Raw genomic sequence first — 20,616 nt, 5'->3', positions numbered from 1 at the left:
GCAGGCGTTAGAGCTCCATGACCATCTCATGCCAGGCCATCCCGCCGTGGTCGGAAGGCGAGGGCCGCACGTAGCGATAGCCCATGCGCTGATACAGCGCCACGTGCTGCTCCTTGCACATCAGGTGGATGGTTTTCTTGTCCAGCGCCTTCATGCGCTGGACGAACTCGCCCATCATCCGCGTGGAGTGACCTTTGCCCTGCTGCGCGGGATCCAGCACCACGGACATGATCACGATATTTGGTGCATCGGCTGAATGCCCCACCAGCTCCTTGAAGGCCTCATCGGACATCACCACCTCGTGGGCGCAGCCACTGTTGATGAAACCGATGACTTCACCGCCATCCTCCAGAATCAGAAAACCCTGCGGGTATTGGCCGATGCGCGTGGAAATCTTCTCCAGGGTCGCGGCTTCGTCGCCTTCGTAGGCGCAGGACTCGATTTGATAGCAGCGCGCAGCGTCTGACGGCACGGCATTACGAAAGCTGAGGGTGGACATTGCAATTCCTGGTTGTTGGGTGGGGATCGACGGAGAGGGCAGAGACTATCTTAGAGAAAACCCAGCTACGGTCCAGAGATGAATATACCGCGGTGGTCAGCTGGAAGCCTGTTTGCGCAACGCGTCCTCGAGGGCGCTCAACTTCGAGTTGCCGATGTAGAGCCGCGACAGCGCTTCCATCGCGCGAGTACCCATTCGTTCGCGGGCGTCGTTGCGCACGATCAGCGATCATTTCAGTCGAAAACCGGCTGATGCCAGCACCCGGATTTATGCCTTGGATCAAACGTTCCATACGGCTTAAAGCGGGTTCTCGCAGAAGATCCTCAATGCTTTTCACGTCAGTCACCGCTACGAAGTCCGGGACTCCCCAGATGCAATAGGGCTCATAGAGCACGGTGACCTTCTCGACCCGAGCGAGCAGCGGATCAAGATACTTTTCGTGGCTGGACGGCAGCCAGGCGGATGCAAGGGTGTCGACTTCGCCACGTCCCAGCATTTCGAATGCCGCCTCGTGAGCGGCCGAGGCATAGCTCACCGTGTGACCCTGTTCGATGAGGACACGACCGACCTCCAGGGCGCTTGCCTCATGAAAGGACAGGTCGATATGGCCGATGCGGATGTGCGCTGTCATTTGAACGTTTCTCGCTTATTGAAGGCGAGGTCAGGTTAGGTGTTTGTCTTTTACGGAAAAACCGGCTATCTACGGAAACATAATCCGGAGAATCCGTTTAATGCTGCTCGATAACATCGCGCTTTTCATGCAAATAGTTGAGAAAGGCAGCCTCGCGGCGGCGGGGCGCGAGGTGGGGCTGTCATCGACCACCGTATCGGAGCGGCTCGCGGCGCTGGCAGCCCATTTCGGCGTCAGTCTTTTGAACCGCACTACACGTGCCATGAGCTTGACCGACGAGGGGCGAATGCTCGTCGAAGATGCCAGGGGGGATTCCAGTGATATGACCTCCCCTCAAAAAATGGCAGCCATTGCGTGTGCCTTGTGTGCGGCGACCGGCGGGCTTAACTTTTTTTGCAAAAAACTCAGGCGGTCTACAGCGTAAATACACAGAGCCGTTAAACTGACACGTCAAGAACGGTTTGTATCCGTCAGTGGTAAAAAAATGGACTCTAGCGTCGGATTGATCAGTGGCGAAGAAGCGGAACCCTTTTTCGTGCAGACACTGGAGCAGGCTATCGATGCAGTGGTGGTCATTGATGATCACAACTGCGTGGTGTTCTTCAATGGGGCGGCCGAGCAGCTCTGGGGGTGCCCGCGCAACGAGGTGCTGGGCCACAACGTCAATACGTTGGTGCCTCAGGCTGTCTATGCCCAACATGACGGTTTTATCAGCGCCAACCGCGAGACCGGGGTCAACAAGATTGTCGGCTCCAGCCGGGATCTGCGTATTGTGCGCAAGGATGGCGAAGAACGCTGGGGCTCGTTGTCCATCTCGAAAATCACCTTGCAGGACCGCATTCTCTACGCCGCCTTTCTCAAGGACATCACCCAGGCACGCTTGAAGGACATCGAGCACCGCCTGCTCTCGATATCCGTCAATGCCACCCGTTCGGCCACCTGTATCGCCGATGCGAATGGCGACCTCATTTATGTCAATGACGGGTTCGTTCGGTTGTTGGGCTATTCCCGTGAAGAGGTGATCGGTCAGTCACTGCTGATATTCTTTACCCCGGGTACCCAAGCCGAGGCGAATGCACAGCAGGTGTTGGAAAAACTCCTCGGCGGTCAATCCAATGAAACCAGCGCGCTGATCGGTAAGCGTAATGGCCAACGGCTGTGGCTGCATGTTTCCTCGACGCCGGTGTTCGATGCCCGGGGCAAGGTCGAAAACATCGTGATCGTGTTGACCGACATTACCCGGACAAAGCTGCATGAGGTGTTGCAGGACAAAATCATCGGCGCGCTGTTGAAAGAGGCGTCGCTGGAGAGCGTGTTGACCTTGCTGTGCCAGGAGATTGAACACATTGCCCCCGAGGTCGCGGTTTCGATCCTCAGTGTGGACAAGAGCGGAATCCTGCACCCCTTGGCCAGCCCGGGTTTGCCGCCGGACTACTCCAGGGCGATTGAGGGCCTGTCAGCCGGTCCGGCCAGTGGCTCCTGTGGCACGGCGGCCTACCGGGGCGAGCCGGTTCTGGTGACGGACATCCTCCACGATCCGCTCTGGGCCGACTACAGGGTCCTGGCGCAACAGTCGGGTTTCCGGGCGTGCTGGTCGTTTCCGGTGCACAACGCTGCGGGACGGGTCGCGGCGACCTTTGCGCTCTACTTCAGGGAACCTCGTGGACCTGATCCTCTTCATACCCATCTGGTGACGGCAGGTATCCACCTGTGCCTGCTGGCGCTGGAGCGGGAAGAGGCCCGGCAGTCCATTCTGCGGCTGGCCTTTTATGATGCCCTGACCGGCTTGCCCAATCGTAATTTCCTCTTGGCCCAGGCCGAGCGGACCCTGCTTGAAGCGGCTGAAGAGCAGACCGAACTGGCGGTACTCTTTGTCGACCTGGACCGTTTCAAGCAGATCAACGATGCCCTGGGGCACGCCTCGGGGGACGAACTGCTGCAAGTCATGGCGCAACGGCTGCGCAGTGTGCTGCGGGAGTCGGACATTGTCGGGCGTTTGTCCGGAGATGAGTTCGTGCTGGTGTTGCCACGGATGGGCGCGACCCAGGTCACGTTCTTTCTTGAGCGGCTGCTGCTGACCCTCAGCGTCCCGGCCACCGTTGCCGGGACTTGCGTGGTGTTGTCGGCCAGTATCGGCATCAGCCTGTTCCCCAGGGATGGGCAGGATATGGAAAGCCTGCTGCATTGCGCCGATATCGCCATGTACCAGGCCAAGCGAGTCGAACGCGGCAGCTTCAGTTTCTTTCTCGAGGAGATGAACAAGACCGCCCAGGAGCGCTTGATGCTGGAGACGGACTTGCGCAGGGCCTTAGCCTGCGATGAGCTGTATCTGGTTTATCAGCCGCAGGTGAATCTGCGCAGCGGACGACTGGTGGGGGCCGAAGCGCTGGCGCGTTGGGTGCATCCGACGCTGGGCCCTATCGGGCCCGACCGGTTCATTCCTCTGGCCGAGGAGTGCGGGCTGATCAATGCGCTGAGTCAATGGGTACTGGAGCAAGCGTGCGAGCAACTGGCGCAGTGGCGTCGGCAAGGGTTGGGGATCCCTTCCTTGTCGATCAACCTGTCGCCGATCAACTTCCACAATCGCAATTTGGCCGAGTTGATCGACCGGCAATTGCAATTTTGCGACTTGCAGCCGAGCGACCTGTGTGTAGAGTTGACCGAGGGCGTCTTGCTGTCCAATAGCGCAGGTACCGAGCAAACCCTGCGCGATTTGCACGCCTTGGGCGTGCGCCTGGCCATCGATGACTTTGGTACCGGCTACTCCAGCCTGGGGTATTTGCGGCGCCTACCGATCAGCGAGTTGAAACTGGACAAGAGCTTCGTCGACGACCTGGAGCGCGATGCTTCCTGCCGCGCCCTGAGTGAGTCCGTCATTGGCATCGGCAAGGGGCTTGGCTTGCACGTGGTGGCTGAAGGCATTGAACAGGTCGCCCAGCGCGACATCCTCATGGCGCAGGGCTATGAAGTCGGGCAAGGCTATTTGTTCTCGATCCCGCTGCCGGGTGAGGCGTTTGCACAATGGGTCATGGCGGGTGACACCGAACGTTGCGTGGACGAGGGCTGCATGGTGGTGACGGCGATCACGGATAACCTCAGCCGGCCATGAGCGGGTCCGCCTCGCTCTGCGCATAACGCGTGAGCCTGGTACTCCCGGGGCGGGCGGCCAACGCCCCATCAGCGCCGTTTCGCATTGCTGCAGGTGCGGACGCCTTGGCCTTGTTATAGAAACAGTCAGTCGTTGGCTATTTCAATGCTGATCAGTTTGTTGACCCGGAACGGCGCCAGCAGCGACTCATCCGCCAGCGAGTCGGTAATCAGCGTCCACGGCCCTTTCAGGGGCGACCAGTGTTGCTGGAGTGCGCGCCCCAGTTTTGTCGCGTCAGCCAACACGAAGGCTTGGGCCGAGCGCCCGATCATGTTGGCCTTGAGGTAAGCCTGATCGGCACTGGCTTCGCAGAGCCCCAATTCGGCCACAACACCATCGGCGCTGAGAAAGATCTTGTCGGCACTCAAGTGCTCCAAGGTTGCCTGCGCGGCGGCACCGAAGGTCGACATGCTGGAGGCCCGCAGTTCGCCACCGAGCAGGGTGATCTTGGCCTCCGGAAGCCGAGCCAGGGCCGGCAGTGCGAGGATATTGTTGGTGATCACATGCAAACCGCGCCGCGCCACCAATAGCTCCGCTAATGCACAGGTCGTGGTGCCGCCATCGAGCAATAGCGTGTCGTTGTCCCGCACATGGGCCAGCGCCGCACGCGCAATGGCGAGCTTTTCCTGGCTGTGCTGATAGCGCCGTTCCTCGACGGAGGTCTCCGGCTCACGCAGGCCGACATGGGCGGCCCCGCCATAGGTGCGCAAGATCAGTCCTTCTTCCGCCAAGGCGGTGAGGTCCCGGCGCATCGTGGCCTCGGAGACGCCGAAATGCAGGCACAACTCCTCGACGTTCGCAGTGCCTGACAGCACGAGGTTCAGAATGGCTTGGCGGCGTGTGGCAACTTTCATGGATGTCCTGGAGATCTGGCCCGAGTGCCTTTATACGGTTTTTCAACGAGGCCGTAAAAGGTCGCCCGGGAAAGTCAGCGGGTAAAACGCCCTGAGCGTCCGAGCGTTTTATCGATCAAGGGTTCAGACGGGTTGCGGGCTCGGGGCTTGCGGCAGCTCCTGGATCGGTTCGACATCACCCAGCAGAAACAGATAATTGAGAATGGCCACGACAATCAATCCGGCGGAAAACAGCAGGGCGGGAATGAAGGACCCCGTGGCGGCGACGATAAACCCGGTGATGATCGGACCGACCACGCCGCCCATGTTCGACACGGTATTCTGCAGGCCGGCCAGCATCGAGGTCATGCCCCGTGGCGCGACATCGCCGGGCAGGGCCCAGACCTGAGTGGCCGCGACCGTGGTGCCGGACTTGGCGATGCACAGCAGGACGATGGCCAGCCACGACGACTCGGCGAAGGCGGCGAAGCCGATGCAGGAGGCCATCAACAGGCCGGCCACCAGGAAGGTCTTGCGAATCCGCGTCAATGACCAGCGCCCCTGGCGGTAGATACGGTCGGACAGCCAGCCGGCAAAGATTTCCACCAGCATGGCGATCAGCAATGGCAGCGCCGCGACGAAGCCCATGGAGATCAGGTCCATGCCACGCTCTTTCACCAGATAGGTGGGCAGCCAGGTGATAAAGAAGTACGAGTTGTAGTTGATGAAGAAAAACCCCAGGCACATGGCCCAGACGTTGCGGTAGCGCAGCAGGTCGTACCAGCGCATTGTCGGCTTGTCGCCGGTGCCTTCCTGGCGCCGCTGGCCTTCGCGGATGTACTTCAGTTCGGCTGCGTTGACCCCGCTGTGCTGTTCGGGATCGTTTTTGTAAAAAGCAAACCAGACCAGTGCCCAGACAATTCCGATGGAGCCGCTCAGGACAAACGTCATCTTCCAGCCCACCAGGGCGATCAGCCAGACGATCAAGGGCATGGCGATCGCGCCGCCGAATTTCGAGCCGCTGTCGAAGATGCCCGCGACGGTGGCGCGCTCCTTATCCGGAAACCAGCGCGAGGAGATCCCGGCGTTGCTCGGATAGGCCGCCGCTTCACCCACGCCCAGGCCGACCCGCAGCGCGAACAAGGAATTGAAGCCGTTTGCCAGGCCGGTCATGGCGGTGGCCACCGACCACCACAGTACCGCGCCGCCGAGGGTGAGTTTCTGGCCGAAACGGTCGGCCAACCAACCTGCCGGCAACTGCAGCAGGGCGTAGGACCAGAAAAACGCCGACATGATCAGGCCCATTTCCGCGGTATTCAGGGCGAACTCTTTACTGATGATGGGGGCGGCGGCGGAAAGCACGACACGGTCGATGTAATTGACCGCAATGGCGGTCCACATCAATCCGGCGATCAGCCAACGTACCGAGGAAGCCTTATTATTGTTATGCATGGTTCCAACTCCGGGTTCGGTGTTCGGGGTGTTCGGCAACAGCGTGATTGCGCCCACGGCAGGCCGGATGGCCTAGCACATTGAGTGGCTTGAGGTCGGCGGCGCGGACGAGCTAGAGGCCGTTCACCACGTGTTCGGGGCGTGCATTGGCTTTCAGCACCGCGACAATGTTGCGCACGCAAGTCAGGCTCAGAATGTCCAGTGCCCCTGGCGTGTAGCCGGCGATATGTGGTGAGGCGATCACGTTCGGCAGGGCATAGAGTGGGTGGCGGGTGGCCGGTTCCTCTTCGAAAACGTCCAGCGCGGCACCACCGAGGCGGCCGTTTTGCAGCGCGGCAAACAAGGCGTTTTCATCGATAATGCCGCCCCGTGCGGCATTGATCAGGTGGGCGTGCGGTTTCATCAAGGCCAGGCGTTCGGCACCGATAAGGTGGTGGGTCGCGTCATTCAGGCCGATATGCAGCGTGACGTAATCGGCTTCGGCCAGCAGCGCGTCCAACGCCACCAACCGAATACCGTTGGCCTCGGCAAAGACCTGGTCCGGGTAGGGATCATGGGCGATCACCTGCATCGAGAAGCCTGCCGCGCGCCGCGCGACCTCCTTGCCGATATTGCCCAGCCCGATGATGCCCAGGGTCCTGCCGTGGACATCGGCGCCGAACAAACGCGGCCATTCACCGGCTTTGGTCTGTTGATCGGCCAGCGCGATCTTGCGGGCCGAGGCCAGCAGCAGGGCAAAGGTGTAGTCCGCCACCGCATGCTTGTTGGAGTCCGGGACATTGCAGATCCACACCTTGCGTTTACGGGCGGCGGGCAGGTCGATGTTATCCACGCCGACGCCGTGCTTGCAGACGATACGCAGCTCGGGCAGTGCATCGAGCACGCGGGCGTTGATGCTGTTGAAGGCGACGATGGCCGCTTGTGCGCCCTTGGCCTGGGCAATGAACTCGTCTTCGCCGATGTCGGCCGGCAGGTTGACGCATTCGACGGCCTGCTCGCCCAGCAATGTCAGGGGGACCGTCGAATACTTGGCAAAAGACGGTGAGGTGCAGACGATTTTCATGGTGATGTCCTCATATTGTTTTTATAGGTTTTGCTGACTCAGGCGTTCGTGGGCAATCAGGCCGCCGTACGGCTGCGCTTGTGGGCGGCCAGCTCCACGGCCTGGCGCATCGCTTCGGTCAGGCTGCGTTCGTCGGCAATCCCCTTCCCGGCAATGTCGAAGGCGGTGCCGTGGTCGACGGAGGTGCGGATCACCGGCAGGCCGACCGTGACATTCACCCCGGCTTCAAGGCCCATGACTTTTACCGGGCCATGGCCCTGGTCGTGATACATCGCAACCACCGCATCGAAGTCACCGCGCCCGGCGCGGAAGAACAGGGTGTCCGCCGGCAGCGGTCCTTCCACACGCCAGCCGCGCGCATGCAGCTCGTCGATGGCAGGCTGGATCTTGGTGGCTTCCTCGCCGTAACCGAACAAGCCGTTTTCCCCGGCATGGGGGTTGATGCCACAGACCGCGATCAGTGGGTCTTCGATACCGGCGCGTACGAGGGTTTCGCGGGCGCGCTCAATGGTGCGTTTCACCAGGCCGGGCTCGATCTTGGCGATGGCATCGATAATGCCCATATGGGTGGTGACGTGAATGACCCGCAGCGTCGGCGTCATCAGCATCATCGAGACCTCTTCGATGCCGGTCAGGTGCGCTAGCAGCTCAGTGTGGCCTGGGAAAATATGGCCGCCCGCATGCAAGGCTTCCTTGTTCAGCGGCGCGGTGCAAATGGCATCCAGCTCACTGGCTTCGGCTAGTTGCACCGTACGCTCGATGTAACGGAAGGCGGCATCGCCGGCGATAGCCGACAGCTTGCCGTAGGGCAGATCGGCGGGAATAAGCCCCAGGTCGATGCAGTCGACGACACCGTGCTCAAAGCGTGCCTGAGCGGGGCGTTCAATGCTGTTCACTTTCAGGCTGCCGCCGACAATACGGTTGGCATCGGCCAGTCGAGCGGCATCGCCGATCACCAGCGGCCGGCAGGTTTCGTACAGCGCGGCGTGAGCCAGGCATTTCATGATGATTTCCGGACCGACGCCGGTGGCATCGCCCATGGTGATGCCGATAACGGGACGCTCAGACATAGTGGTCTTCCTTTGTTAGGGGTGCGGCGTGGCGGTCAATTGCCGCCAGGCATCGAAAAGGCTGCTGGGCTGGCCGAAGCCGCCAGCTTTGGTGACGACGGCCAGCTCACGTCCACGCCAGCGGGCGCGGGAGAAGACCACACCGGGGGCCAGGTCGCCCTGAAGGTCCAGGCGCTGAATGCCGGCGGCCCCGAGCATGGCGCGGGCGGTTTCGCCACCGGTGGCGATCAGCGCGCCAGAGCGGAGCAGGGCGGGCTGGAGCAATTGGGCCAGGGCGGTACTCAACTGCGCGGCCAGGCCGGGATCGCGGTGCCCCTGTTGCAGGCTGACCAGCACATGCCGACCCTGTTGCTGGGCCGTCTCGATTGTGGCGGCGATGGATAGCCATTCGGCCGTCGCCGGTCCCGCGCACAAGGTGGCAGGGGCAAGGCGCACGCGCAGTTGATCGCTGTGTTCAGCCAGGTAGTCGGCTTGCACCTGGGAGTGACAGGACATACTGCCCACCACGCTCAGTACCGGTCCGTTGATCGGACCATTCAACCGAGGTGAGACCGGCGCAAAACCCAACGCCTGTGGCAGGTGTCGGGCCAGTCCGGCGGAGCCGACCCAGAACAGCCGCGTATGCAGCGCCGCCGACGCCTGGGCGATATTCGCCAGGTCCGTCTCGGTTTGCGCATCACACACCAGTGCCTGTACCCCGGCGACCAAATGCCTGAGCAGATCGGCCTGCAATCGCTCTGTGTCGCGTACGGCATCAAGAGACAGCGACGCACAGCGCAGACCTTGGGTACTCAACTGCTCCAGCAGATTGGCCGTGCCCGCGAGGCGCTCATTGCGCCAGACGTCGGTTTGATCGACGGGAACGCCATCGAGGTGTTGAACCCCGTCCACGGTGGTCCTGCCCATCAACGGAAACGCCGGCGCCACCAAAGCCATGCCGCGAAGGGCTTGCAACGCGGCCACTTCGCTTGCCACATTGCCGCGCAAGGTGGAGTCGATCTTTTTGTACAGTGGCAGCTCAGCCACCTGCGCCATCCTCAATACATCGCGATGGGCCGCGGCGGCGGCTTGCGCATCGAGGCGCCGGGAGTCGAGATCGAGGGCGATCACCTCCGTGCCCAGCGACGCGCCGACCTCCAGCCCGACGTGGCTGAGAATCACCTGCGTGACCATACGCCCGGCGAAGTCGGCGGCGCAGTCAGCCGCCCCGGAAAGGTCATCGGCAATGATCAGCAGGCGTGGCATGGGCGTGGTGCTCATGGCAGCAGGCACCCATAAAGCTGCTGGATATCGTCGAGGCTGAGGGCCTTGGGGTTGTTCGCCATCAAGCGCGTCACCTTCGACGCGGCCACCGCCATGTCGGCCAGATGCTCTTCGGCCACGCCGAATTCGCGCAGGTTCTGCGGAATGTTCAGGGTCGCCGTCCACTCGCTGATCTGTTCGATCAGTTTGCCGGCGGCCGCTTCGTCGCTGTCGCTTTCCAGGGCTACGCCACAGATACAGGCGGCGCGTTTGAGGCGACCGGCGCAGCTGTCCAGGTTGAAGGCCATGACATGGGGCAGCAGCATCGCGTTGGCGACGCCATGGGTGACATGGAACTTGCCGCCCAGCGGATAGGCCAGGGCATGCACGGCGGCGGTGCCGGCTCCGGTCAGTGCCAGGCCGCCGTACATCGAACCCAGCAGCATATCGCCACGGGCCCGCACCGAGTCGGGCTGTTGATAGGCCTCGACGATGCTGCCGGCGATCAGGCGCATGGATTCCAGGGCAAAGGTGTCGCTGATGGGGTTGGCCTTGGTGGAAATAAACGATTCCAGGGAGTGGGTAAACGCATCCATGCCAGTAGCGGCGGTGATCGCCTTGGGCAGGCTCAGGGTCAGCAACGGGTCGAGGATCACCAGGTCTGGCAGCAAGTGACGGCTGACGACACCGATCTTCAATTCTTCGTCGGGCAAGGTAACGATGGCGTTGGGCGTGACTTCGGAGCCGGTGCCCGAGGTGGTCGGAATCAGCACCATCGGCTTGCCGGGGTTGCCCACCTTGTCGATCCCGAGCAGCGCCTTGAGCGGGGTATCGTTGGTCAGCATCACGGCGAACAGCTTGGCCGCATCGAGCACGCTGCCGCCGCCCACGGCGATCAACGCGTCCGGTGCAAAGGGGGCGACCTGCTCGTGAAAGACCCGCTCGATGTTTTCCAGGGTCGGTTCGATTTCGACGTTATCAATCGTCTGCACGGCGATGCCACGTCTGGTGAGCTGCTCTTTGATCTTCGCGGTGACACCGAGGCGGTGCATGGACTGCTGGGTGACCAGCAGCACCTGCTTGAGCGGGGTGTCCAGTAGATAAAGTTTTTCGCCCAACTGCTCCAGGCTGCCGGGGCCGTGGATGATGTTCTTGACGGTCTGGAAGTGATAGGTCGCGGACATGTCAGCCCCCTCAGGCGTTTTGGTGGTAAACAGCCAGGATCTCTTCGAGTTTTTGCGTGGTCGCCGCATCGAGGGACGTAACCGGCGCGCGGCAGGGGCCGACCGGCACGTTCAACAGGTCGGTAGCTTTTTTCAGCACAGAGGGCATGGTGCCCAGGGCGAAAGCATCGCGCAGCGGACGCAATAGTTCCTGGGCGGCTTTGGCGGCGTCATGGTTGCCGGCCTGGAACTGATTCCAGATGGACATGACCACATGAGGCACGGCATTGGCGGTGGCGGCCACGGCACCGTCGCCGCCGGCCAGCAGGTTCCAGTAGATCAGGGAGTCAGTGCCGGCGAATACCGCGAAGTCGTCGCTGCGGTATTTGATCATCTGCACCAGGTTGTCGAAGTTGCCGGCACTGTCCTTGATGCCTTTGATCTGTGGATGTTGCGACAAGGTGGCCACGGCGCCCATACCGATGGACATGCCGGTCTTGGCCGGAATGTTGTACATCATCACCGGCAACGAGGTGGCGTTACCGATGGCTTCGTAATGCTTGATCAGTTCTGCTTGGCTGACGGCATTGAAGTATGGGGTGATAACGGACAACGCATCGGCGCCCATGCCTTCGACGCGTTTGTTCATTTCAATCACTTCGTGGGTGCTGAACGCCCCGGTACCGACCATTACGGGCAAACGGCCCGCCGAGGCGTCGAGGGTGATACGGACGATTTCGAGTTTTTCTTCATCGGACAGGGCAAAAAATTCGCCGTTGGTGCCCAGCACGAACAGGCCATGAACACCGGCTTCGATCAGGCTTTCGACCAGGCCGCGCAGGGCCTTTTCGTCCAAACGCTGGTCGGCGGTAAACGGGGTGACTAAAGCGGGAACGATGCCGTGGAATTTCATGAAGAGGGTCTCTCGTTTTGTTGTAATTGGAACGAGAGTGATTGAAGTGATCGTGATTAGCAAGAGTTAATGACTGAAAAAATCATTAATTAGCTTTTTCGTGGCTGAGTATTGGGGTTGCTTTGCTTGAATCGATCATTTTTTTGCCCGGCGCCCGAGGAGGGGCGCTCAGGTCTTTGAAGAGCGCATGAACGCACGGCGCTTGGCTTGACGGGCTTCGTATGTCGAGAAGGGGGCTGCCGGCCTGGATTTGTGCCTGCATCGCAGTGGCTCTTGCCGGCACGGCGTAGGCTGGCGCAATACGTGCCTGTTCTGACGCGCTGCTGCGATCAACAAAAAGCTATTTGCCTACGATGTAGTCGAAGGCTGTTTTGGTCAGTGGAAGCGCCACAGTGACGAGGACAATGCCGAGCTGCCAGTACACGAGCTTGAATTTCGACTCGACCTCTTTGTTGGAGGCTTCTAGTTTGACAGCGAGCAGTTGGAGAGCAGTTTCCTGCTCTTTGATTGCAACCCGTAGCTCGACGCCCTGGCCCTTGGTTTCGTTACGAAGCGCATTGCTTTGCTTTTCCATAGCCATCCAGAACTCATGGCTCTGTTTTTCTATTGCAAGGCGAAGTTCGTTGCCTTGCTCTCTGATTTCGGCACGAAGCTCGTTGCTTTGTTTTTCCATTGCCGAGTGAAATTCGTTGCCTTGCTCTCTGATTTCGGCTCGAAGCTCATTGCTTTGTTTTTCCATTGCCGAGCGAAATTCGTTGCCTTGCTCTCTGATTTCGGCTCGAAGCTCGTTGCTTTGTTTTTCCATTGCCGAGCGAAATTCGTTGCCTTGCTCTCTGATTTCGGCACGAAGCTCGTTGCTTTGTTTTTCCATTGCCGAGTGAAATTCGCTGCCTTGCTCTCTGATTTCAGTGCGCAGCTCGTTTCCGTGATTAGCCGCGGCCAGGCCAAGAGCGCTTATCTGTGCACTTTGGGCTTCGACCGATTCGCTGAGATCTTTGATTTCGGTGCGCAGTTCGCTGATCGAGCCATGCAGTTCTCGACCCAGATCTTCGGTTTTTTGGAGCCGTTGTTTCTCTGTTCGTGTCAGAGAGGATTTTGATGCCAGGTTTTGCACTTCGGCCTCCCAAGCCTCTACGCGACTCCGTTTTTTCCGGTGGCACGCTGATGGTTGAAAACGCGTCAGACACCACCGTTGATCTATTCATGATGTCTCCTTCTCAATGGGTCGAGATAGCCAGTTGCTTCCGGGTTAAATGTAGGAAGTGGCGTCGCTTGCTGCGCGTAGATGTGCTTAGGTTGCCCACAGCCGATTGGCGAGACTTCATGCGTGGTCCGCCCGTCCGGCCATGGGTGACCTTCTCCAGTTCAGCGCCTAACTAGCGCTTCATTTCGTTCAGCGTCCATCGGCGCATCGGTACGGTTGAGCGGGGTTACTTGAGCCACGCCCCCGGTGTCGTGCCGGTCAGGTCCCTGAAGAACGCAATAAACGCGCTGTCGCTGGAAAAGCCCAGTTCGAAGGCGCTGTAGCTGAGGCTGCGGCCGGTGGACAGCAGCTCGATGGCCCGCATCAACCGCCATTGTTGCCGCCATTGCTGATAGCTCATGCCGGTCTCGCGCTGGAAAATACGGCCGATGGTCCGGCTGCTGGCGCCGATTTGCTGCTCGAGTGTCTGGACACTCGGCGGCAGTTGTTCGGGCATGGCCAGCAGTGGCTTCAAGCGCCGGTCCCGGGGCAGGGGTAACAGCATGGGCTGGCGCACCGCGTCGCGAATTTCGCTGAGGCACAGCCCCAGCAAATGGACGAATTTGCCTTGCCGCCAATCGGTGTCGAAGTCGGCCGTGGCGATGGGCTCCAGGACGGCGCGCAACAGCGGCGTGACGGCGATCACGCAGACCTGCCGTGGCAGTTCGGCGCATAACTCGGCTGACAGATAAATTGATCGATAGTCCACGGCCTGCTGCATCACGGCGCGGTGTTTCACGCCCGCGGGGATCCAGGCGGCGCGGGAGGGCGGCAGCAGGCACAGTTGCTGCGCCAGCGTGATGCGTGTGCAGCCCTGATGAGTAAACAGCAGCTGACCTCGTTGATGTTGATGGAGGCCGGAGTCGTGATCGCCCAGCGTGGACGCGAGACCAATCACCGGCGCCGGGTACCGGTCGGGGTTGAACGCGTCATGGGCGTCGAGCCAGGCCATCGATTGTCCGATTTCAATGATTAGTTGTCCGAGTCTTGATAATACGACATTTGACACGCTTCAAACTGGCCGCCTGTTTTTCTGGCGAGTGCAGCCGTGATGAAGTCAACAAAGTGGTTGGGGCTGGCGATTGCCCTGTTGATGTTCCCGCAAATCGCGCAAACCCTCTACAGCCCTGCGCTGGCGGATATCAGCCGGGCCTTTGCCGTGGGGCCGGGGCAGGCGGCGCAAACCCTGTCGGTGTACTTCCTGTCCTTCGCCTTCGGTGTGGTGCTGTGGGGGCGGCTGTGTGATCGGATCGGGCGGCGGCCGGCCATGCTCGCGGGGCTGTTGTTGTACGCCGCGGCGTCGGTGCTGGCGCTGGCCTCCCGCACCTTTGAGGCACTGTTGGTTGCCCAGGTGTTGGCCGCGTTTGGTGCGGCGGTGGGCTCGGTGGTCACGCAGACCCTGCTGCGCGACCGCTTCAGCGGTGCGCAGTTGGCGCAGGTGTTTTCGCTGGTGGGCATTGCGTTGGCCGCCAGCCCGGCAATCGGCCTGTTTGGTGGGGCGAGTCTGGTGCAGGCCTTCGGTTATCGAGGCATGCTGGGGTGTCTGTTGCTGTTGTCCCTGGGGTTGGCGCTGTGGTCCTGGCGAGCGCTGCCGGAAACCCGGCCGCAGCAGTTGGTCACTGCCGGTCTGTTCGAGACGTTGTGGCGCATGCTGCGGGACCTGGAACTCTGGCGCTCGGCGCTGTTGGTAGCGGTGTTCAACATTGCCCTGTTCAGCTACTACAGCCTCGCGCCCTTCATGTTTGAAACGCTGGGGTCGAGTGGCCGTCTGTTCGGTTACAGTGGTGTGGTGCTGGCCATGGGGTCGGGCCTGGGTGCCTGGTTCAACAAACGCTTGTTGCGCCGAGGATTGAGCGGTGCCCAGTTGATCCGTATGGCTGCGCTGGCGGGATTGTCGGGCGGCGTGGGCGTATGGCTGCTGCAGGACAGCGCGCTGTTTGTGCTGGCGATGCTGCTGGTGGTGCTGGCGTTTGGCATGGCGATTCCCAATGTCCTGGGGTCGGCGCTCTCGAACTATGCTGATCGATTGGGCACCGCCGGTGCGTTGTTCGGCTTGTTGTATTACTTGCTGATGGGGGTGGGGATGTTGCTGGCGGCGTGGTCCCAGGCGTTGGGCCTGACTTTGCTGGTATGCGGCTCGTTGGGATTGCTGCTGGCGATGATGCCGAGGGGATACCGTGCTTGAGCCGCGTAACTGTCTGATGATCCCGCGTTATGTTTGTACCAAGGCCTTGTTCCGTGAATAAATCTGCCGGCATTGTGCAACAAACCCCACGATGAAGAAGCCTAGCCACACCACTAGCGTGTTCAGCACCACGGGTGCCATCGGATGATCGGCCAGCGGATGCGAGAGGGGCAGGCGGGTCAGGGTTTCATTGGTAGCAGGCACGAATGACAGGAGGAAACTGAACGACAGTCCGAAGGCGCCCAGATACGGACGGGCGCGCCCCAGAAAACTCATCTTTGGCGCCCACGCACCGGCATAGGCGACAAGCAGTACAAAGAGGCCAAACGCATGCCCGGCATTTAAACCACCGGTACTGGAGACCCCGAAGGACGTGGCGACCGTTAGCGTCAAACTGATGAGGTAGAGACTGCCGGCGGGCGTCTTCGGGTCGATCTTGTCATAGCGGATAAAGCTGTAGGCGCCCGCAATAACCGGAATCAGGCTGATAACGGTATGGATGGCGCCTAAAGACGATATAGGGTGAGTCATGGTGGATGTCTCTCTACTAGTTGGTTGGGTGTGAGGGTGAAAAAAAGACCGGCCTGCACCGGTCTTCTCAAGACGGATCAGCGAGCTGAAGTCAGCCTGCTGATGGACAACTGAACAAGCGTCTTGAAGGATTCGGGATCAGCGAACCCTCGTGCGGCCAGCATTGCTCCATGCACGCTGGCCATGAAGGCCTTTGCCTCGATCGTCGGGCTGTCCTGCAAGTGAAATTGCCCGGTGGCGGTGCCCTTTTCGAGGACCGCTGCGAGCCAATCCGTCAGGTCCTGGAAATGCCCGCGAACTTCGGTCGCGACTTCTTCAGGAATCGTCGGCAGTTCGACGGCCAGCATTGCGCAAATACAGAACGGCGAGCTGCCATTACGGATACAGGTGGACCAATAATCGACATAGGCATTGAGCTGTGCCAATGGATCGGCAATCTGTCGGCTTAGCGCCGCCAAGCCTTCCCGCGCTTGCTCGCGATACCGGGCGACCACGACGCGGACCAACTCGGCCTTGCTGGGGAAATGGTGATGAATGCTCGCCTTGGTGATGCGCACCCGCTCGGCGATATCCGCATAACTGAAGCTGTTGTAGCCCCCGAGTGCCAGCAACGACTGGGCATAATCGGCAATCTCGGTCGCCTTCGCAGACAGTTCTGTGTTCATAGACAATCCCATAAAGTTACCGCGCAACGCCGGATATGCTTGGCCCCCTGGGAGGAGGAGTCAACCAGCGGGCGGCCAGGCGCTGTAAACCTACTAGTAGGTAGGCTTTCTGTCAAGCGACCGCTCTTTACGAAGGGAGGGTCTATATGGAGGCGGCCGCAGCGGCAACGCGAACGTTGCCGCCCCCAAGGGTCAGCGCGGCGGTGGACTGCGTGAGGTTTGGTAGCGCCAGGCGCAGTTCTTCCCCATCCGATTGACAGATACCCACCCGCTCATTGTAATAGCCGGCGTTTACGGACGACGCAAGGGACCTGCCATGACCAAGACGCCATCTTCTGGCCGGGGCGATCTGCCCCGCGCGCTGATTTTCATCCCGTTGGGCCTGTGTCTGCTCTACCTCACCCTATGGCTGGTCGAAGACCGGCTGGGCTTTCTGGCCCTGGCGCAACGCGCCGAAGGGCATGTCAGCGCCCTGAATGCGGGCGGCAGCCACCCACAAATTGACTTCACCGACGCCACGGGCAAGGCGGTCAGCTACCCCGAGAGCGGGTTTATATTCGGCTACGCGGTGGGCGACTCAGTGACGGTGCTCTACCGCGCCGATGCACCCTCCAGCACCGCGATCATTGAAGACCATGGCGCGCTATGGGGTGCGAGCCTGCTGGCGGGCCTGTTCGCAATCGTGTTCAGCGCAGGGGGCGGCTACCACATGGCCGCATGGATGCGCCGGCGCCAGATGGCGCGGCCCAAATAAGGATATTCAAATGCAAATCCCATTACCTGTAACTGTCAGTGACTGGCGCTACAAGACTGCCAGCTGTGGCGGATTGACCGTAGTGTTCGCGGCCGCCGTTGGCGGGGCACTGACACTGACCGACCCCAAGGGGTGGCGACCAGCAGTTTCGCTATGGCTCGGTCGGGGTCGGCATGGGCGTCGGCGCGCGCCTGCCGCGGTTCGGCAAGGTCAACTTGCACATGCGGGGCAAGAGCGTCGGGGCAGCGGGCGCTAGCGAAGACTTTACGTCGTTCGACAAAGTGCTGGTTGCAGACTCGATCGCCGCCCGCAGTCTGCTCCGCGAGGACTTCCAAGGCGCTTGTGTGTTCATTGAAGGGGGCGTGGGCCTGCTCGGTGGGGCCAGCGGCTCGGCCATGCTGTTCGGTCTGGACCCCAAGTTGCTGGCCACGGCCGCCGCTACGCTGACGCCGATGGGCAGCATGCTCCTGCCTCACGACAGCACGGCGCGCCTGCTGCGCTCGGCCAAAGGCGTGATCATCGCCGCTCTGCCTCTTGCATCAGGCAGAAAACGAGCCACCGACGCAGCGGGCGAGTGAAATTATGGAGCTGCTGCCGCATGAGTGGGCGCCCGTTTAACTGCGCAAGGTAGGTTCACCGGACACGAATATTGTTTGCTTGGGACAACATTCACAAGGCCCCCACTGGATAGGGTTTCAAAACGGCAACGCAGCTGCGCTTACTTATCCCCGGATCGAAATTGAGACATCAGTGCTGGATAATCCTGCGGTTCCGGGAGTGCTTCATAACTGACCGAAGCCCCGGTCGTCACCCAAGGTAATTTCTCTCTCGTCCAGGTTTCCATGAACGGTGGGTAGTGCTGCGGGTTTTCCAACAGGCTACTGCGCACACCTACGTACTCGTCGACTCCGGCGGGCCGGGTGAATAGCCAAGTCAGACAGTGTGCGCAGAAATAGTGGCGAGTCGGGCCATGTAGACCACCGATGACCGTTTCGCCTTGGGTCACTGCAAAGCCTGCAGCAGGAAAAAGTGCCGTCAGAGAAAATGCGCTAGCGGACATTTTTTGACATCCGACGCAATGACAAGCAGTAGTCATGACAGGTGGGCAATCGGTCTCAAAAGTGACGTGTCCGCAACGGCAGGTTCCCGAAAGTATCATCAGCTTTATCTCGTGGTGCGCGGATGGGCGCTGGATGGGCAAAGTAGGGTTGGGGAAAGCATGCGCGAGTCTGGGTATGATTGAAACTAATCAAACTTACCTAGCAGCTCATAGGAAATGTATGAATACACCGCAGCTTCATTGGGAAACTCAGCGTGTTTTCCTGGCAGTCCTTAGAACCGGCAGCCTTTCCGCCGCTGCAAGAGCACTGGGTGTGGCGCAAGCCACTGCACGACGCCGTATAGACGAACTGGAGCGAAGCGTCGGGATGAGCCTGTTTGTACGCTCGCCAAAGGGGTTGATGCCGACTGACGCTGCGAGAGGGCTGGTTGGCCATGCCGAGTCCATGGCTTTGGCCGCCGAGGCATTCACCCGTGCCGCTTCCGCCGAAGCCAGCGTGCCAGGGGGCACCGTGCGCGTAACAAGTAGTCGTTTAATGAGTGTTGAAGTATTGCCTCTTCTGTTGCGAGATGTTCGTAATGCGCATCCGGAGTTGAGGCTGGAACTGAGCGTCTGCAATCGCCAAGAGGATCTAGCGATGCAAGAGGCCGATGTCGCGGTGCGTATTCATCGCCCCACCGAGTCTGCGGTGGTGACCCGCCATGTCGGGGATCTTCGGTTAGGGCTGTACGCAACCGAAGAACTGGTAGCGCTGAATGGCACTCCTCGCCATGAAAGCGAATTAGACAAGTATTCGCTGATTGGTCCGGATCGCAATCTGACGGAGGTAGCATTCTTGGGGCAACAGGGCTATTTGTGCACGGCGGAACGCGCGGTCATTCGTACTGACGATCATCTGGCCCAATTTGCGGCGCTGAGGGCAGGACTGGGAATTGGGATGTGCTCTAGCCAGTTGGCGAGTCGGCATGGGCTGGTGCGAGTGCTACCGAAACTGGTCGATTTTAAAGTAGGTGTATGGATTGCAATGCACCAAGACCTCCGGCGAGTAAGGCGTATCGCATTGGTGTTCGATGCCTTGGCGAAATCGCTGTCGCGGTTTCTGGAAGCGTCCGAATAACCGCTATGGTTGGAAACTGCCCGTCGAAAATTATAGGTTCTGGCCGAATGCTGCTTCTCCACTCCTGGGTAGTGGAGCCATCACTCATCAAGCCAGCAACTCAGTGATCCACCGCGCCTGCCTTGCAACGTCCCGCACCTTCTCCTCGGGCACCGCCTGCCGCGCCCGGGCGAAATTGCCCAGGGTCTTCTGCTTCTCGCGCAGCAGGCGCTGCCACTTGGCCAGGAACACCGGGCTGCGAGCCCGCATCTGCAACGGGCCGAAGTACAGCTCCTCGGCGCTGTACATCACCGGCCCGGCGCGCTCGGCGACGATGATTTCGTAATCGAAGCGGTTTTCCCGCAGCAGTTCCTCGCAGAGGATGCTGTAGCCGTTTTCCATCAGCCATTGGCGCAGTGGCTGCTCGCCGCCGTTGGGCTGCAGGATCAGGCGCTCCTGGCCGCTCAGGCGGGCCTTGCCGCTGTCGAGGATGTCGCGGATCGTCTCGCCGCCCATGCCGCAGATGCTGATCGCCGTGATGCCGTCGCCCGGTTCGATTGCCGCCAGGCCATTGGCCAGGCGCACGCTGATCCGCTGTTGCAGGTCGTTCTCGCGCACAGTGCGTTCGGCCGCGTGGAACGGCGTCAAGGCCACCTCGCCAGCCACCGCCGCGGCAATGGCGCCACGGCGCAGCAACGCCACCGGCAGGTAGCCGTGATCCGAGCCGATATCGGCCAGGCGCGCCCCTGCGGGCACATGCGCCGCCACGCGCTCCAGGCGCATGGACAATCTCTGTTCGTTCAACGGCAACCCCTTTTCACCACAAGCATCCGGCACCTTTGCCCGGATCGGGGCGCGACTCTATCGAGCAATGCCGCGCATTTCAAATGGCGGCGCCTGAAGCCAGCAAAAGCCGCATAGCGAGCCCGTGAATTTGAAGCTAGAATTTGTCAGGCGGGCTCAGCTTTATGAAAAATAATAAAAGACTTTAACAAACAAACGTTCATGATGGTTTGCACTTTGGAGAGGGGCGCCATATGCGCATAGGTAACAAGACAAAGAAATGGA

Annotated in this window: 21 protein-coding genes; 6 read left to right on the top strand and 15 right to left on the bottom strand. The window is 60.5% G+C overall.

Annotated features, from left to right (window positions below; genetic code table 11):
- Positions 1 to 7: 7 nt before the first annotated feature.
- Positions 8 to 499, bottom strand: coding sequence for a GNAT family N-acetyltransferase (locus M5B99_RS04555; protein ID WP_248802853.1), 492 nt, complete (start codon positions 497 to 499; stop codon positions 8 to 10).
- The gene (locus M5B99_RS04550) at positions 477 to 1,130 is read right to left on the bottom strand and encodes a glycine betaine ABC transporter substrate-binding protein (protein ID WP_248802852.1); all 654 of its coding nucleotides are present in this window, start codon (positions 1,128 to 1,130) and stop codon (positions 477 to 479) included. Before M5B99_RS04550 ends, M5B99_RS04555 begins: the two co-directional genes overlap by 23 nt.
- A gap of 100 nt (positions 1,131 to 1,230) precedes the next feature.
- Between M5B99_RS04550 and M5B99_RS04545 the strand changes: the two genes are divergently transcribed.
- Both M5B99_RS04545 and M5B99_RS04540 read left to right on the top strand, forming a co-directional pair.
- Complete coding sequence (locus tag M5B99_RS04545) at positions 1,231 to 1,554, top strand: helix-turn-helix domain-containing protein (RefSeq protein WP_248802851.1); 324 nt, start codon at positions 1,231 to 1,233, stop codon at positions 1,552 to 1,554.
- A gap of 60 nt (positions 1,555 to 1,614) precedes the next feature.
- Positions 1,615 to 4,239, top strand: coding sequence for an EAL domain-containing protein (locus M5B99_RS04540; RefSeq protein WP_248802850.1), 2,625 nt, complete (start codon positions 1,615 to 1,617; stop codon positions 4,237 to 4,239).
- 125 nt (positions 4,240 to 4,364) lie between these two features.
- Here the strand turns inward: M5B99_RS04540 and M5B99_RS04535 are convergent, their stop codons facing one another.
- The 9 genes from M5B99_RS04535 to M5B99_RS04495 all read right to left on the bottom strand — a co-directional run bounded on the left by M5B99_RS04535 (position 4,365) and on the right by M5B99_RS04495 (position 14,209).
- Complete coding sequence (locus tag M5B99_RS04535) at positions 4,365 to 5,132, bottom strand: DeoR/GlpR family DNA-binding transcription regulator (RefSeq protein WP_248802849.1); 768 nt, start codon at positions 5,130 to 5,132, stop codon at positions 4,365 to 4,367.
- 123 nt (positions 5,133 to 5,255) lie between these two features.
- Positions 5,256 to 6,563 carry an MFS transporter gene (locus M5B99_RS04530; RefSeq protein ID WP_248802848.1) on the bottom strand — a complete coding sequence of 436 codons (1,308 nt, stop codon included), beginning with the start codon at positions 6,561 to 6,563 and terminating at the stop codon, positions 5,256 to 5,258.
- A 112-nt stretch (positions 6,564 to 6,675) separates the two neighbouring features.
- On the bottom strand, positions 6,676 to 7,626 hold the full coding sequence (locus M5B99_RS04525; protein ID WP_248802847.1) for a phosphoglycerate dehydrogenase: 951 nt from the start codon (positions 7,624 to 7,626) through the stop codon (positions 6,676 to 6,678).
- Positions 7,627 to 7,682: 56 nt separating this feature from the next.
- A complete protein-coding gene (gene pdxA, locus M5B99_RS04520) occupies positions 7,683 to 8,696 on the bottom strand; it encodes a 4-hydroxythreonine-4-phosphate dehydrogenase PdxA (protein WP_248802846.1) in 1,014 nt (337 codons plus the stop codon).
- 15 nt (positions 8,697 to 8,711) lie between these two features.
- Positions 8,712 to 9,956, bottom strand: a complete 1,245-nt coding sequence (locus M5B99_RS04515; protein ID WP_248802845.1) for a four-carbon acid sugar kinase family protein — start codon at positions 9,954 to 9,956, stop codon at positions 8,712 to 8,714.
- Entirely contained in the window at positions 9,953 to 11,122 is a 1,170-nt protein-coding gene (locus M5B99_RS04510) for an iron-containing alcohol dehydrogenase (protein ID WP_248802844.1), read from the bottom strand. The genes M5B99_RS04515 and M5B99_RS04510 overlap by 4 nt, the downstream gene beginning before the upstream one ends.
- A 10-nt stretch (positions 11,123 to 11,132) precedes the next feature.
- Positions 11,133 to 12,014, bottom strand: a complete 882-nt coding sequence (gene dapA, locus M5B99_RS04505) for a 4-hydroxy-tetrahydrodipicolinate synthase (RefSeq protein ID WP_248802843.1) — start codon at positions 12,012 to 12,014, stop codon at positions 11,133 to 11,135.
- A gap of 340 nt (positions 12,015 to 12,354) precedes the next feature.
- A complete protein-coding gene (locus M5B99_RS04500) occupies positions 12,355 to 13,128 on the bottom strand; it encodes an apolipoprotein A1/A4/E family protein (RefSeq protein WP_248802842.1) in 774 nt (257 codons plus the stop codon).
- Between the two features lie 316 nt (positions 13,129 to 13,444).
- Positions 13,445 to 14,209 carry an AraC family transcriptional regulator gene (locus tag M5B99_RS04495; protein WP_248802841.1) on the bottom strand — a complete coding sequence of 255 codons (765 nt, stop codon included), beginning with the start codon at positions 14,207 to 14,209 and terminating at the stop codon, positions 13,445 to 13,447.
- A gap of 99 nt (positions 14,210 to 14,308) precedes the next feature.
- Between M5B99_RS04495 and M5B99_RS04490 the strand changes: the two genes are divergently transcribed.
- The gene (locus tag M5B99_RS04490; protein WP_248802974.1) at positions 14,309 to 15,442 is read left to right on the top strand and encodes an MFS transporter; all 1,134 of its coding nucleotides are present in this window, start codon (positions 14,309 to 14,311) and stop codon (positions 15,440 to 15,442) included.
- A 27-nt stretch (positions 15,443 to 15,469) separates the two neighbouring features.
- Here M5B99_RS04490 and M5B99_RS04485 read toward each other — a convergent pair whose 3' ends face one another.
- Positions 15,470 to 15,973, bottom strand: a complete 504-nt coding sequence (locus M5B99_RS04485; RefSeq protein WP_248802840.1) for a hypothetical protein — start codon at positions 15,971 to 15,973, stop codon at positions 15,470 to 15,472.
- Between the two features lie 77 nt (positions 15,974 to 16,050).
- Positions 16,051 to 16,665 (bottom strand): TetR/AcrR family transcriptional regulator, encoded by a 615-nt coding sequence (locus tag M5B99_RS04480; protein WP_248802839.1) that lies wholly within the window; start codon positions 16,663 to 16,665, stop codon positions 16,051 to 16,053.
- 289 nt (positions 16,666 to 16,954) lie between these two features.
- On the opposite strand from M5B99_RS04480, the gene M5B99_RS04475 reads away from it, so the two are divergent.
- Positions 16,955 to 17,392 (top strand): DUF3592 domain-containing protein, encoded by a 438-nt coding sequence (locus tag M5B99_RS04475; protein WP_248802838.1) that lies wholly within the window; start codon positions 16,955 to 16,957, stop codon positions 17,390 to 17,392.
- A gap of 173 nt (positions 17,393 to 17,565) precedes the next feature.
- The gene (locus tag M5B99_RS04470) at positions 17,566 to 17,970 is read left to right on the top strand and encodes a hypothetical protein (RefSeq protein ID WP_248802837.1); all 405 of its coding nucleotides are present in this window, start codon (positions 17,566 to 17,568) and stop codon (positions 17,968 to 17,970) included.
- 140 nt (positions 17,971 to 18,110) lie between these two features.
- Here the strand turns inward: M5B99_RS04470 and M5B99_RS04465 are convergent, their stop codons facing one another.
- On the bottom strand, positions 18,111 to 18,551 hold the full coding sequence (locus M5B99_RS04465; protein WP_248802836.1) for a GFA family protein: 441 nt from the start codon (positions 18,549 to 18,551) through the stop codon (positions 18,111 to 18,113).
- 121 nt (positions 18,552 to 18,672) lie between these two features.
- Between M5B99_RS04465 and M5B99_RS04460 the strand changes: the two genes are divergently transcribed.
- Positions 18,673 to 19,569: a LysR family transcriptional regulator gene (locus M5B99_RS04460; protein ID WP_248802835.1), complete on the top strand. Its 897-nt coding sequence runs from the start codon at positions 18,673 to 18,675 to the stop codon at positions 19,567 to 19,569.
- Between the two features lie 87 nt (positions 19,570 to 19,656).
- Here the strand turns inward: M5B99_RS04460 and M5B99_RS04455 are convergent, their stop codons facing one another.
- Positions 19,657 to 20,352: a tRNA (adenine(22)-N(1))-methyltransferase gene (locus tag M5B99_RS04455; RefSeq protein WP_318654559.1), complete on the bottom strand. Its 696-nt coding sequence runs from the start codon at positions 20,350 to 20,352 to the stop codon at positions 19,657 to 19,659.
- Between the last annotated feature and the right edge of the window lie 264 nt (positions 20,353 to 20,616).

Source organism: Pseudomonas sp. MWU13-2100, assembly GCF_023242365.1.
Taxonomy (GTDB): Bacteria; Pseudomonadota; Gammaproteobacteria; order Pseudomonadales; family Pseudomonadaceae; genus Aquipseudomonas.
The sequence above is the reverse complement of the archived record's forward strand: the minus strand, read 5'-3'. Positions and strand labels throughout refer to the sequence as shown.

Bases quoted from the DNA above. Each gene is read 5' to 3' on its own strand.
- M5B99_RS04540 (WP_248802850.1), top strand. From the start codon at position 1,615: ATGGACTCTAGCGTCGGATTGATCAGTGGCGAAGAAGCGGAACCCTTT.
- M5B99_RS04490 (WP_248802974.1), top strand. From the start codon at position 14,309: ATGAAGTCAACAAAGTGGTTGGGGCTGGCGATTGCCCTGTTGATGTTC.
- M5B99_RS04470 (WP_248802837.1), top strand. From the start codon at position 17,566: ATGGGCGTCGGCGCGCGCCTGCCGCGGTTCGGCAAGGTCAACTTGCAC.
- M5B99_RS04525 (WP_248802847.1), bottom strand. From the start codon at position 7,626: ATGAAAATCGTCTGCACCTCACCGTCTTTTGCCAAGTATTCGACGGTC.
- M5B99_RS04550 (WP_248802852.1), bottom strand. From the start codon at position 1,130: ATGACAGCGCACATCCGCATCGGCCATATCGACCTGTCCTTTCATGAG.
- M5B99_RS04545 (WP_248802851.1), top strand. From the start codon at position 1,231: ATGCTGCTCGATAACATCGCGCTTTTCATGCAAATAGTTGAGAAAGGC.
- M5B99_RS04515 (WP_248802845.1), bottom strand. From the start codon at position 9,956: ATGAGCACCACGCCCATGCCACGCCTGCTGATCATTGCCGATGACCTT.
- M5B99_RS04495 (WP_248802841.1), bottom strand. From the start codon at position 14,209: ATGGCCTGGCTCGACGCCCATGACGCGTTCAACCCCGACCGGTACCCG.
- dapA (WP_248802843.1), bottom strand. From the start codon at position 12,014: ATGAAATTCCACGGCATCGTTCCCGCTTTAGTCACCCCGTTTACCGCC.
- M5B99_RS04555 (WP_248802853.1), bottom strand. From the start codon at position 499: ATGTCCACCCTCAGCTTTCGTAATGCCGTGCCGTCAGACGCTGCGCGC.
- M5B99_RS04475 (WP_248802838.1), top strand. From the start codon at position 16,955: ATGACCAAGACGCCATCTTCTGGCCGGGGCGATCTGCCCCGCGCGCTG.
- M5B99_RS04535 (WP_248802849.1), bottom strand. From the start codon at position 5,132: ATGAAAGTTGCCACACGCCGCCAAGCCATTCTGAACCTCGTGCTGTCA.
- M5B99_RS04460 (WP_248802835.1), top strand. From the start codon at position 18,673: ATGAATACACCGCAGCTTCATTGGGAAACTCAGCGTGTTTTCCTGGCA.
- M5B99_RS04485 (WP_248802840.1), bottom strand. From the start codon at position 15,973: ATGACTCACCCTATATCGTCTTTAGGCGCCATCCATACCGTTATCAGC.
- M5B99_RS04510 (WP_248802844.1), bottom strand. From the start codon at position 11,122: ATGTCCGCGACCTATCACTTCCAGACCGTCAAGAACATCATCCACGGC.
- M5B99_RS04465 (WP_248802836.1), bottom strand. From the start codon at position 18,551: ATGATACTTTCGGGAACCTGCCGTTGCGGACACGTCACTTTTGAGACC.
- pdxA (WP_248802846.1), bottom strand. From the start codon at position 8,696: ATGTCTGAGCGTCCCGTTATCGGCATCACCATGGGCGATGCCACCGGC.
- M5B99_RS04530 (WP_248802848.1), bottom strand. From the start codon at position 6,563: ATGCATAACAATAATAAGGCTTCCTCGGTACGTTGGCTGATCGCCGGA.